At 34.2% G+C, this 12,983-nt stretch carries 12 protein-coding genes and 1 pseudogene; all 13 read right to left on the bottom strand.

Going from position 1 to position 12,983, the window contains the following annotated elements; genetic code table 11:
- Positions 1-5 precede the first annotated feature (5 nt).
- Positions 6-575, bottom strand: a complete 570-nt coding sequence (locus G9F70_RS02050) for a hypothetical protein (RefSeq protein WP_164945846.1) — start codon at positions 573-575, stop codon at positions 6-8.
- Between the two features lie 45 nt (positions 576-620).
- On the bottom strand, positions 621-1,898 hold the full coding sequence (locus G9F70_RS02045) for a DUF2213 domain-containing protein (protein ID WP_164945845.1): 1,278 nt from the start codon (positions 1,896-1,898) through the stop codon (positions 621-623).
- Between the two features lie 13 nt (positions 1,899-1,911).
- On the bottom strand, positions 1,912-2,340 hold the full coding sequence (locus G9F70_RS02040) for a hypothetical protein (protein WP_164945844.1): 429 nt from the start codon (positions 2,338-2,340) through the stop codon (positions 1,912-1,914).
- Between the two features lie 92 nt (positions 2,341-2,432).
- On the bottom strand, positions 2,433-3,251 hold the full coding sequence (locus G9F70_RS02035; RefSeq protein WP_164945843.1) for a phage minor head protein: 819 nt from the start codon (positions 3,249-3,251) through the stop codon (positions 2,433-2,435).
- Complete coding sequence (locus G9F70_RS02030; protein ID WP_164945842.1) at positions 3,232-4,650, bottom strand: DUF1073 domain-containing protein; 1,419 nt, start codon at positions 4,648-4,650, stop codon at positions 3,232-3,234. The genes G9F70_RS02035 and G9F70_RS02030 overlap by 20 nt, the downstream gene beginning before the upstream one ends.
- A gap of 132 nt (positions 4,651-4,782) precedes the next feature.
- Positions 4,783-6,009, bottom strand: a complete 1,227-nt coding sequence (locus G9F70_RS02025; protein WP_202882636.1) for a PBSX family phage terminase large subunit — start codon at positions 6,007-6,009, stop codon at positions 4,783-4,785.
- A complete protein-coding gene (locus G9F70_RS02020; RefSeq protein ID WP_164945841.1) occupies positions 6,006-6,842 on the bottom strand; it encodes a terminase small subunit in 837 nt (278 codons plus the stop codon). The genes G9F70_RS02025 and G9F70_RS02020 overlap by 4 nt, the downstream gene beginning before the upstream one ends.
- Positions 6,843-6,878: 36 nt before the next feature.
- Positions 6,879-7,097, bottom strand: a complete 219-nt coding sequence (locus tag G9F70_RS02015; RefSeq protein ID WP_164945840.1) for a hypothetical protein — start codon at positions 7,095-7,097, stop codon at positions 6,879-6,881.
- Positions 7,098-7,162: 65 nt separating this feature from the next.
- On the bottom strand, positions 7,163-7,639 hold the full coding sequence (locus G9F70_RS02010; protein WP_164945839.1) for a hypothetical protein: 477 nt from the start codon (positions 7,637-7,639) through the stop codon (positions 7,163-7,165).
- A 353-nt stretch (positions 7,640-7,992) separates the two neighbouring features.
- On the bottom strand, positions 7,993-8,499 hold the full coding sequence (locus tag G9F70_RS02005; protein WP_164945838.1) for a hypothetical protein: 507 nt from the start codon (positions 8,497-8,499) through the stop codon (positions 7,993-7,995).
- Positions 8,496-9,870: pseudogene (locus G9F70_RS02000) on the bottom strand (SNF2-related protein). Before G9F70_RS02000 ends, G9F70_RS02005 begins: the two are co-directional and overlap by 4 nt.
- Complete coding sequence (locus tag G9F70_RS01995) at positions 9,860-10,147, bottom strand: VRR-NUC domain-containing protein (RefSeq protein WP_164945837.1); 288 nt, start codon at positions 10,145-10,147, stop codon at positions 9,860-9,862. The pseudogene G9F70_RS02000 and the gene G9F70_RS01995 overlap by 11 nt, the downstream one beginning before the upstream one ends.
- A 279-nt stretch (positions 10,148-10,426) precedes the next feature.
- Positions 10,427-12,856 (bottom strand): virulence-associated E family protein, encoded by a 2,430-nt coding sequence (locus tag G9F70_RS01990; protein ID WP_187352997.1) that lies wholly within the window; start codon positions 12,854-12,856, stop codon positions 10,427-10,429.
- Positions 12,857-12,983 lie beyond the last annotated feature (127 nt).

The raw sequence follows: 12,983 nt of genomic DNA, 5'->3' as shown, positions 1-12,983 counted from the left end.
TAATCTTACGCATTGAGTTGAGTTAGCAATACTATTTCAGCAATACCTGAAGGATCCATTTTTCCACTTACCCATCTTGCATTAGTAAGTTGTACTGCTGTTGCACCAGAACCAGCTAGTGTTGCAGTGGCAACTAAAGCTCCTACTGGAGAAGTTGTACCTGCAACTGTAACGATATATACAAGACCGTTAGCTACTGGAGTTCCTTCTTTGCAAAATACTGTGGCTGTACCAACTTGTAATACATCACATGCTGTATTTGGTTCAAACTGACCACTACCAACATTTGCACCATAACCATAAGTCATAGCTTGTTTAACTTCACTTACTGCAATACCTCCAAAATTTGCTACTATTGCTTCGCTTACGCCTATACCTGTAGCACCAAATAATGAATAGGTGTTATCTGCATTGGTCACAACAACAGCACCAAATGGGATAGGTGATTGAGTCTCCTTGAGGTTACCATCGAGAATAGATTTTACCGCACGAGAATTAATTTTGTTACCTGGGTTACGAGATACCTTACCTGCATATCCTAGATTTAAACTTTTACCAATAACTGTTCCTGGCATTGAAATTCCTCCTTTTATTTACCTAAGTTTCTAGATACTTTTAGACTATTTACTTTTCATTTTATCCCCAGCTGCTTTCCATGCATTACAGCTCTGTTCAGATGCTTGAGTCATAGTTAGCTTCTGTTGTAAAGCTGAATCCATTGCATTTTTTCTATTACCCGCTACAGTATCCAAAATATCTTTATACCCATTTGAATTTACAACTCTAGCATCATGGACCGTAGAAGCGAATTTCTTAGCAGTTTCAAGCCTAACCTTTTCATCTGGGATACTCATTATAATTGGCTTCATATCCTGTACAAATTTTACTAATGCTGCATCAGCAACTTTTCCTTTTTCTTCATTTGTATTAGTTGTATCTTCGTCCTTAACTTCTTCCTTTTTCTCAGGGTCTTCATCCTTTACCTCTTCACCATTAAGTTCACTCTCAACAGCATCCATTACAGTTTTAGCATCATCAGCTCCTTTATCTTCCTTTTTCTCAGCTGTCTTTAATGCTGCAACATCGGCTATTAATTTTTTTGCCCATTCTGGAACTGTTTCATCAGCATCCTTAACCTCTTCTTTTTTCTCGGGTTCATCAGTTTTTTTCACAGTATCCTCATCCTTTACAGTTTTCTTTTCATCTTCCTCATTCATCGCATCCAATGCCTCTGCAATCTGTTCTGGTTCCGCATCCATGGCAAAGTGTTTAAACCCAGTTGCTATTAACGTTTTTATAGATATTTTACCCATAAATTTCTTACCTCCTATATTTTGTTCTTTTGATTTATTATCTTTTAATCCTTCTGGTTTGGAATCTTGTATTGCAACCCTAGAACCAGCACGGCCATTTGGTACTACTGCAACATGATTGCCTATTATATCTCTTTGCTCATACTCACCATCAGCTATTTTATGCCATGAACAATCATAACCACAGCTTACCTCGCGCTTTAAATTGTTTTGTATCTCGTTTATAAGACCTGCATCCTTTACAAATAAATCACCAACTAAGTAATCACCATCTCTGCGAATATTCTGTATATGCCCTCTCTCAGTCATTGGTGTAGTATTGACATCAAGGTTATTAGATGGGTGTGTGTTGGTCACAGATTTACCTTCAAATGAGTCCATAGTGGCTTTACTAAAAAGTTCTTCTGGTGTCCTACTAACTTTACACAGCTTCCCCATTGGTTCTTTGAATGCTGACGGCAATTCTTGTCCAAGATACTTCATAGCGCCAGTACGGCCGATTTTGACGTTGGAACAAATCAAGTAACCCTCTGGAGTCATTGACATATTATCTGATATTTTATCTCCATAATAACTAAGTCCCACGTTACGTCACCCCCTATTGCTCGTATCCACAAATTGTATATGCACATGATGTAACAACTGTTGATACTCCTAATTGAAGTACTACCGGAAGTCCAGCAGCTATTGAAGGCTCAGAACCGATATTAACCATTGATAATGGAGATGTATTTATGGAATGTCCAATTGCTATTGTTCCAGTCCCGGCTACTATGCTACTGTTTATACTTGCCTCAGAAGCATTCGCTGAGTTATTAGTTACCACTACATCAGTTAGATAAAATGTTTTTCCAGCTGATACTGTGTAAAGAGTAGTTGGTACCATAGCACTCGTTGAAGTTGGAACAGTACCAGCAAATGTCTTGTTTACTCGTCCTGATTTCGATGATACTTGTTCAACCATCATAGGATTTTCTTTTGAGTTTTTTACCCCACCTATTAACAATTCGACGTTAAAATCGCTCATTATTTACCTCCTCACTTTTATTTTTATATAATAAAAGCACCCCGTTAAGAGCGCTTAAAATTATTACTCTAATATTTAGTTTTTGAAAAATTCTACATTATCTTTTGAAATTGCAGTTTGCTCATACTTGTTATAGTGGAATTATAATAAACTTTACATGGCCACTTAACATTTTCGAGACTTATTAAAGGTCTTGGGAAACACCTACAATTATAAATATTACCTGCATTATAATTACCTACATCCTTTTCACCTACTAAAGCTTCTGGACTAGGTGGATCGTCAAATCTAACTAATACACCTTGCATATGCTTATGCGCATTTCTCACTCTTTGGTCTGATGCTGATTTCCATACATACCAATTCACACCTACATCTTTACTTCTAGCTTCTGTTAATGCTGTCATGGCTTTACTAGATTCAGTTCTAGCTATTGTATTAGCCCTAGCATGAGTGTATTGAAATATCTTACCTTCAAGTGTTTCTGCAATCTCAGAAGCCCTTATTCCTTCGTATGTCTTTGTACTAATAAACTTAGTAAGCTCTTTAGATAATGTCAAAGGTAATGTTTTAATCAAGTTAGCATTTTTTAATATTTGGCGGTCTACTGTACGGCCTATATTAGTGTTTAACGTCTTTTGTAAAGCCTCATATATCTTTTTGCTCTTACTTCCTGCTCTTGCAGCATCTCTCCATGTTTTAGCATCTATTATATTGGCACTTGTTACAAATCTATTAGCAATTGAATTAGCTAAAATTTGAAACATCCCAGAATTATAAACTTTATGCAAAGCGGAATTAATTTGTTCAACTGTTTGAAGTCCTTTTATAGCATCCATAATCTTTTTATTTACTCTCTGTAATGATCTTCTATATTTTAGCTCTATTTGTTTATTCTGTTGCCAATCCATCTATATCACCATCCGAAGTACTTTCATCGATATAATCATTACTAGCTGTAGCTATATCTTCATCTGTTATATTAGTAAACATATTTGTTGTATACGATAATTCATGAAGTTCTGCCATTGCTATTTTTTGATTTATTATTCCACTATCATAAACCTTAACAATTGATTCAACTTTCTTACCTACTATTTCAGCTATCTTTTCATCGCTAGGTGTTGCGATAGGATTAAATTTAATGCCTAAATCATAAGGTACCTGTCCAAACTCACTCATAAACATAACTGGTAATAGCTTGTTTATTTTAGGCTTTAACACTGATTCTTGTTGAGCGCCTACCATGTCATAATACATTTGCATATCTGACTCGCCAGTAGCATTCATCCCAGCAGGAGAACGCCCAAATAGCTTTGTAATAGGGATATCAGCTGCACCTGCTACATCCATCATTTGAGATTCTGAAATATCACTTAGCCCTGCAAACGTATAGTTTAATGATGTTACATTGTCCTTATCACCTATTATCATCATCGAACTATTACTTCTCATTTGATTTTGTGCTGTTTTAAGATTATACAATTCTTGCTGTGATTGTTCATCTCCTAAAGCAATCATTTGATCTAGACCATCTACTTTATTTACTAGTAAATTAGCTTGAAATATTAAAGATGCTATATTCCAGCTTGTATTGTCTCTCTTTGCGAGTTCATCAAATACATGTTCTAATTCTGAGGCCCCCCAATGCATTTCTGTTTGATCCTCCCAAAATGGAAGCTTACGCCCTAAAAATCTTAATACCCTAGTATGATGTACCTTCTGCTTTACACTACCATTAATATCTTTGATATCGTAGAACTCAGGAAGTCCAAACTCAGGATCATTTATATCTGTTATTAATTCAATACCTGGATAAATACCACTCCATCTATCAACGACTAATAATCCTTTAAATGAATTAGGCATTATACTCTCAATATCTAAAGGCTTATTTAACATATCCTCTTGACCTGCTATTAACATTATCGCTCCTGCGCCACCATACAGCCTACCCCAGGTCAATCCCTCAACTATTTTCTCCCTTATGAGTGTTCTTTGTTCAAGTTTATTGAATCTATCTTGTGCCTTTGGCAATAACTCAGAAGATATTGAAAACCAATTCTTACACATGTCTTCTGGTATAGTATTTATAATTTTCTTAGCTATCCATGAGTTACGGTATAAACTATTCATAAGGTTATAATCTCTTGTTAATCTAGTAATTGGATATTGTGTAGATTCTAGTAATGAGTTTGTACCTAGTCCTAAACGTGCTAAAGGATTCTGAAAGCTATCTCTTGCTTGTTTCCGTTGAGGTTTTAGGTTATGTTGTTTACCTTTTATAGCTGATGTGTTCTTCTTTGACATTCTCGTTTCACCACCCTTAAGTTTCAAGATAAAAACACCTGCTAAAAAACAATACATTCAATATAACATTTATTATATGGAATGAATTTTACTACTAATATTTCTATTATTTACCATGATATTTGACTGAAATTATTTAACACCTCTAATGACTTTAATAATCGTTTTACAAAAATATCTTATTGCATCCATTGCATGGTCATGAGCCTTAATAGGTTTTTCTTCTCCAATTTTAGCAGCCTTTTCATCCCATATATAAGCTGAACGTTCACTAACAAAATTAGGACACTTATTTTTATTAACCTTTAACATTTTAAGTGCAAGTAATGAAGCTACTAGCCTTATACCATCTAAGACATCATTATCTGCATCCTTAAGCTTTATACCCTTTCTTTTAGCCGTTACTTTGAAACTTGCTGCACTCGGATCAATTACTACCGTGGTATACCTTTTACCATCAATAAATTTTAATAGATCCTCGGCATACTCACTATCATCCTTTTGTCTGCCTTCTTTTTTAGAATCAAAGTAATATTCACTTTCAATATAGTATTTGTTGTCTTGATCTATCACTTCAAGAAATACACATGGGTTTGTAGTACCATAATCCATGCAGTAATAACGTCTATATGCTAGTTCATAATTAGGGCCATTACCATCCGAATACTCATTTGATTCTGTGAACATATCATATATAGCACCTTCGGCAATCTTCCATGACCCTAATATCATACGATCATACCAAAGGCCTTTGTATGCTCCTTTAATAAAATCTTTGTATTCATCATCTAAGTTAGGATTATCATCTAACATAAAGTGAAGAACCTTAACCATGCCACTTAGTAGTTTCTCCGGATCAGTTATATATTCGGTATATAAATAATGGAATGGTGTATCTGGATTAGTAGTTGCATATAACTTAGCACCTTTGACACTCAATCTATTTAAAAGTTGTTTAAAGAATTTCTCAGGCATTAATGATACTTCATCACAATAGGCGCCAGCTAAAGTTTTACCTCTTATATATTTTTCTGAACCTTCATCCTTTGCTCCAACTACTTTAATCTTTCTGCCATAGATAGTAAGGTCGCCTGATTGTCTGTTGTAGTTGTAGTTATCAGTTCCTACAGTATCAAACAAATCATTAAGTACATTATCGTAGATCGTATCCTTTGATACCCCTGTCATTATTAAAAGCCCTTTTGGACCGTTAACAATATAATCAAGCCATTTAGGTATCATAGTAACAGTTTTAGAACTTCTTACAGAACCCTCAAGTATATTTATCCTTGCATCTTTCTCAACTGGATTATTAATAAAGTCAAGACTCTTCTGACCAAATGGTTGATACTCAATCACTTCTTATCACCACTTTTATGAAGAGCATCGAATAATGCACTTAAGTTTCCTTTGCCATCCTCATCCGAACCCTTCTTAGATTCCTCAAATTTAAGTTTCTGATTTTCTAGCTCAAGCTTCTTTCTTGTAGCAGTATCCAATATATCTACATGATTACCTAGCCATTCCAGTGCTTTCATTTTGTCATTAAGCTTTAGTGACACGCCACCGTCTTTTGTCTGTTTAACTTCACTTATAAGAGTTCCGTCTATATCACAAGAGTTCTTAAAATCAATGTAATTAAATATTTCTTTTTTAACTCCACCAGTCTTTTCATCAGGTGATTCAATTTCTTTTATTCCAAACTCCATAAAATCCGTTATATCAGAGAAGGCTATATCTATATACTTTTGAATTATATCCTGTGCCTCTAACCCTATGTTATCTCGGAACTCTTTTAACTTCTGGTCTATCAGTGCTTTTATCCCCATGTTTTCCCATAGTTTATAAGCATTAGCGTCAGCATTAGAATAACTACATCCATATGCCTTCATGTAAGCCTTAGTTTTATTCCTATACTTAACGAAGTAACTGCAAAATAGTCTTTGCTTTTCTGTAATTACCTCGATGGATAAACTTTTACTTTTAGTACTCTTTGGTTTAGGAACGTTCCTTTTCTCTTTTGGGAACGTTCCTTTTAATTCATCATCCCATTTATCTAAGCTCTTCCACTTTCTTATCTGAGTATCTAACACACCAAGTTCTAAAGCTATATCCTTTAGTTTTATATTTCCCTTTGCTTTTAGGTATATTTCTTTTGCTTTATTCCTTGATGGGCTTCTTTCTCTTGGCAATCACCTCACCTACCCTAATTGGTTATTAATTTACACTTACCTTATTTGCTGTATTCTGCCATTACATCTCTTATAGCTATGCTCACTCATACATTCTTTAACACTGTCACCAACCCTCTGCTTTACAATACATTTACTACCACAGTAAGAACATGCTAGATATCTATCTTTGCTCATGCTCTCTATCTCTTCTGTAATTAATACCAATTGATTACCACAACTCTTACAGGTATAACTTGTATACATACCTAGCATATCCTCACCCCTTACTTAATTTAATCTAATTTTACGCATGAAAAAAGAGCCCTGTTAGGGGGCTCTTAGAAATTATCTTCGCTTTCATAATGTTCAATCATTCTTTTTAAATTCTCAGGTAAATAAATATATATTTCGTTTGAATCGCCAAAATAGCCATCGTTCATGGCACGATTCCAGTACCGCCTTGCTTCTTCATAATAAGGTAACTGTAATCTTTTATAAAAATCTGACCAATTTCTTATATTTGTTACTCTAGTTTTGTATTCTGGCATATGATATTGCCCTGGATCTAATAATCCATGTAATTCAACAATTCCTTTTTCTCCCAGAAAACTTTTCAAGTCACAATCACTATCATATATATAACATGCCTTTCTAGAATTTTTCATTGGTGATGCTGGTTTATGGTGTACTATTACAAAATCATCAATTTCTAAATCTGAATTTTTCCTGTTCCACTGCACATACCCATCTTCAGGACATTTAATAACTTCTCCACACTTATCGCATACCCACTGCTTTAATGGTTGTAATATCATTACAACATCTCCTCTGTTGTATAGTTCTACAATAAAAGGGAATTTCCTTCAAACGTTAGACATTTTTCTTTTTATTTCATTTCTGCTTCAATTATTCTCTATGTCTTATATAACCGCTTTCTTGTATGTTAAGTACTTCTATAATTAAAGAGATAACACCTTCTCTTATCCAATAAAGGGTTTGTAATTGTTTTTTCTTTAATGATATCCGCTTACCAAATGGATCTTAGACATAAAAAAGCACCAGCAATTCAATTAAGAATTTCCTGGTGCCTTGCAATTACACTTTTTAATACTATCATATTATCACATTTAAATTGACATGTAAATAACATCTTTTGGACATTGCTTTATTACAGTGCATCTACACCGAATAAATAAACGCTCAAGCATTGAATCATCTCGTTTTTCCATCTTCTAGCAGTCCGCTCTACACAGTTAAATTCTATTGCTATTTCATTAAATGGTACATTCTGTAAATAATATTTCTCTAGCATTTCATACTTTATTAACTGATTTTTCTCAATGCAGTCTTCTTTTAGTGCTTCCAATGCAGCTCGAATATGTGAAACCATAATCATTGTCCTGAACTTACTTCTCCTTATTGATAATATAAACAGTTTATCGTTTGACTCTATACTTTCACAAGATTTTTCATCAGATTCATCAAGTTCTATATAATCTAAATTATCAATTGCTTTTTCATAATGTAATACAAGAGAATTATAATTACTTAAAAGCAATTTTGTATTATGAAGTACTTTAGTCTTTGCATCCTCACGTCTTTTTATATCAAATTCTTTAATTGCTTCTGTTACTGCCTTTTTTATTACTTCGTCAAAATTTGAAGAATATCTCACATTATCACTCCTTTAACCCTAGCCTTTACAGCTTCAAGTAATGTATTTTGGTTTATTTCTTTATTTCCTAGTGCTCTCATAACATCTTCATCTACTGTATTTTTACAAACTATATGATGTACTACTACAACTTCCTTTTGTCCTTGTCGATGTAATCTTGCATTAGCTTGTTGATATAGTTCTAAACTCCAGGTAAGTCCAAACCATATTATTATATTTCCACCATACTGAAGATTTAAGCCATGGCCTGCTGATGCAGGATGAACTAAAAGTATTGATATTTCTCCATTATTCCATTTTTTAATATCACTAGAATCTCCGAGTCCAATGGCTTTTAATTTCTTAGCTTTTAAGTAACTAACTATTCTGCTAAAATCATGTTTGAAACTATAAAATATTAATACTGGTTTACCATTGGCAGCTTCGATAAGCTCCAGTAATATTTTTAATTTCTCTTCATGAATTTCTACTACTGACTTATCCTCTGAATAAATAGCGCCATTGGACATTTGTAATAATTTGTTTGTAAGTACTGCTGCATTAGCTGCTGTTATATCATTATCTTCAAGCTCTATCACTAGATCCTTTTCTAATTTCTTATATGTGGACCTAACATTTCCAGGTAAGTTAACGTTTATGATATTATCTATTCTCTCAGGTATATTTAAATAATCTTTTGACATCATGGAAATGCAGATATCACCTATTTTATTATGAATTGCATCCTCTGAACCATCTTTTAGTTTCCAGTCATAAACTATATATCCATTCTGTCTTCCAGGCTTAAAATATTGTTGCTTAAATCCTGTTATAGTTTTACCTAATCGTATTCCTCCATCAAGTAAATAAAGTTGTGGCCATAAATCTATTAAACTATTAGGTGCTGGTGTTCCTGTAAGACCTACTATTCTTTTAAAATAAGGTCTTACTTTCTTTAGGGATCTAAATCTAATTGCCTTGGCAGATTTAAAGGAACTGAGTTCATCTATAACACACATATCGAATGGCCACTTATCAAAATATTCTTTAACTAACCATTCTACATTTTCCCTATTAGTAACATATATGTCTGCGGGTTTATTCATTGCCCTTATTCTATCTCTTGGTTTACCCAGAACTTTAGATATTTTTAAATGACTTAGGTGGTCCCATTTATCTATCTCAGTGCTCCAAGTATCTTCTGCTACTCTTAGTGGTGCAATAACTAAAACTTTCTCTACATCTCCTAAAAATAATAAAATGTCTATTGCAGTTAATGTTGATACTGTTTTTCCTAGTTCACAGTCCCATATCTAAAAATAATCCTGACGCTGGATTATCTATGATATGGGTTATAGCATATTGTTGATATTCGTGTGGTTTAAATTGCATTGCCTCTCACCTCGTTTATAAGTTCCATTATCAATTCTACTGAATCTATACACCTAACATCAAATCCTAAAGTTCTAAATTGTTTTGATCTATATTTTTGCATAGGACTTGGTTTTTCTCCTGGTGCTTTAAGTTCTACAAATATAATTTTTCCATGGGGTAAAAGGACAATCCTATCTGGCACACCTGTCATTCCTGGACTAACAAACTTTAATGCTTTACCACCTATTTTCTCTACTTCTTTTATAAGTCGTTTCTCATTAATTGCTTCTTTCAAAAACATCACCTTCTTTTTTTAGAGTGGATACAAGAGATACAGGGATACAGGTTTTCCTTACGCACACGTATTCGTGCGTTTAGGCACATAGGTGGTCGCGTGTATATGCCTAAATAGATAAATATAACTATATAAGTAATACCTGTATCTCCTGTATCCTACAACCCCCAAACCCTTATTCTACATAGCTTTTTAATGGATACAGGGTATAGATACAGGTTGTTTTCTCTTGTATCTACTGTATCCTACACATATTTTATATAAAGTAGCCCGTATCCATTAATTCTTACGTAAATAAGCTCTTTGCCTACCATATATTTTCCCAAAACCTAATGGACTTTTACTCTTTTCCCATTCATGGAGTCCACTTAAAATATCATTTATTTCTCTTGCACTCATATATGAAAGTTGCTTAGGATCTCCATTAAAAAGCTCACACCATATCTCCATTACGCAGGTCCTATTTCTTTTTATATTCCCCTCAGGTAAGTCTCCAAAATCTGTCCCTTGTATATGATTTCTTTTTTCAGTAATACCAAGGTCACCCCAGTTTTCAGGTAATAATTTATTTAGATATTCTTCAATTAATCCGGCTTTGGCACTCTCTTCACTATGTGAATCTTGTTGCAATGCTGCTTCTTTCTCTTCATCACTACTTAGATGTAATGGTTCTTTATTCTTCCAAAGTTCCACAGCCTCTGCCCATATTTGGTCAATTTCACCTTTACTTAAATCTTCCCATACATTTTTAGTATGAGGTGTTACTCCAACATCTACTGGCCAGAATCTCCTATTACCGGTTTTATCCCTTAAAAACTCACTGTCATTAGTTGTACCAATGAATACGCATTGTCTTGGAAACCTACTTGTCCTTCTTCCATAGGCAACTCTGTATATATCCTCTGTCTTAGATAAGAAGTGCTTAGTGGCTTCAATATCAGCTTTCTTTGTAGCCATCATCTCTCCCATTTCTATCATCCACACACCCTGCAGTTGTTCATATGCTTCTTTACCTTGTACTGTAGTTAATGAATCTGAGTACCAATCCTTACCTAGTTTTTTAATTAATGTACTTTTACCTATACCTTGCGGGCCACTTAGTACTGGCATGTTATCAAATTTAATACCTGGCACAAATACTCTTGCTACTGCAGCAACTATTATTTTTCGTGTTACTGTTCGCACATAGGGTTTATCCTCAGCTCCTAGATAATCTATAAATAATGTATCTATTCTTTTTATGTTATCCCAGGTAAGAGTATTTAAATAATTCTTGATGGGATGATATGAATGTTTTTCAAAACTAAGTGCTAATGCATCAGCGCATTTTGCTGTTGAACTTATCCCATAATATTTTTCTATAAACTCCCTAAGTCCGCTATCGTCAATATCTGTCCAATCTGACTTATTATCTTTACTTCTCCAAGGAATTTTACCAATCACTACAGATCTATTAGAAAATTCATTGTAAGCTATTTTACCTTTAAGTAAGGGTTCATTTTCTATTACCACTAGAAAGTTACTTATAGTACTTTTTAACTTCCCAGCATCAGTATAAGTAACTTCTGTAAGCCAGTCAGTATTAGTCTCCTCATCGCTTATAACAGTGTCAAAATCTTCTTGCGCTCTCTCCATACGTTCTTTACCTAGTGTCTGCATTACCTTATTGTCAGAACTTGCAAACTCATTCATTCGTGTAAATGATGGTATTCTATTAGCTGGAGTGTCTTCCTTGGCATCATCATCTAAGTGCCCAAACTTATTAATTCTTACTAAGTCAAATGCATTACATAATATTCCGCTAGTAGGATCCGTACCATGATGTGAGAAACTGAATTTATCGTCATAGACAACAACTCCACCTGTGGTACTTCCATCTACAAACGTATATCTTGTATCATCAGCTCCTGCAGTATAAACATCATCTAAGAACTCCCCTATTGCTTCACTTATACTAAATGTCCTACAAAATGCTCCTATAATACCTTTCTTTTCAAGTGGGTCCTCTTGCCTCTTAATAGCACTTGTAATCTTTGCCCTGGCTCTTGAACTCTCTGGCCAATAACTTACATCTTGCCACCCAAAGGTATATCTTGCTAGTACCTCATCCGGATTTAACCAGGCTAAATCCTGAACTTTAAATATATACTCGCCATCACTTGAAGTTGATGGCCAATACATAAGTCTTGAAGGTTCGTAGGTAGTATCATCAAACTGATCAATTCCTAAATCATCCGCAACCATTCTAGCTATTGCTTGATATTCGTCAGGTAATACTGGTCTGCTTAAAGGAATAACCAATCTCAATCTTTGATTATCCGGCGCATGAGTATGAGTGCTATACATTGAACACCCAAAGTCCCACAACATTTCTATACTGGACCATACATCACCATTAACATAATCTAGGTCTAGTGATAATAATGTTCTATTAGCTACGTTCTCAGCTTTCCTACGACCATTCTTGAGTGATCCACCTACAAATCCACCGACATCTTTAATATTATCTCTATCAGTCTTTGGCATCTTCTTATATTCAGCTGCAGTTTCAGGAGTTCTTGTCGTAGTACTTAACTTTTCAACTAAGGCTGAATAAAGCATATTTTTATTTTTCCAATGGGTTTCCTTTTTACTTTTACCAGTGGCCAATGATATGGAACCATCATAAAAAATTTTCTTAATCTTCTTATCTTCTGTCACATGTTCCAAGTTATCACCTCCCCCCTTTTTAACATTTTGTTTTTGTTAAACTTAACTAACTTTAATACGGAATAATTTTATTTGTCCCTAACTTACATAGCTGAGTATATGGTATAATTTAATTTCAAATGAAAGG

Source organism: Clostridium sp. FP1 (genome assembly GCF_011065975.2).
GTDB classification, from domain to species: Bacteria; Bacillota; Clostridia; order Clostridiales; family Clostridiaceae; genus Clostridium_AD; species Clostridium_AD tagluense.
This window is presented reverse-complemented; position numbering and strand designations above follow the sequence as displayed.

What these genes read in the sequence shown, in the direction of transcription:
- G9F70_RS02050 (WP_164945846.1), bottom strand. Translation starts at nt 575, where the DNA reads ATGCCAGGAACAGTTATTGGTAAAAGTTTAAATCTAGGATATGCAGGT.
- G9F70_RS02040 (WP_164945844.1), bottom strand. Translation starts at nt 2,340, where the DNA reads ATGAGCGATTTTAACGTCGAATTGTTAATAGGTGGGGTAAAAAACTCA.
- G9F70_RS02035 (WP_164945843.1), bottom strand. Translation starts at nt 3,251, where the DNA reads ATGGATTGGCAACAGAATAAACAAATAGAGCTAAAATATAGAAGATCA.
- G9F70_RS02030 (WP_164945842.1), bottom strand. Translation starts at nt 4,650, where the DNA reads ATGTCAAAGAAGAACACATCAGCTATAAAAGGTAAACAACATAACCTA.
- G9F70_RS02015 (WP_164945840.1), bottom strand. Translation starts at nt 7,097, where the DNA reads ATGCTAGGTATGTATACAAGTTATACCTGTAAGAGTTGTGGTAATCAA.
- G9F70_RS02010 (WP_164945839.1), bottom strand. Translation starts at nt 7,639, where the DNA reads ATGATATTACAACCATTAAAGCAGTGGGTATGCGATAAGTGTGGAGAA.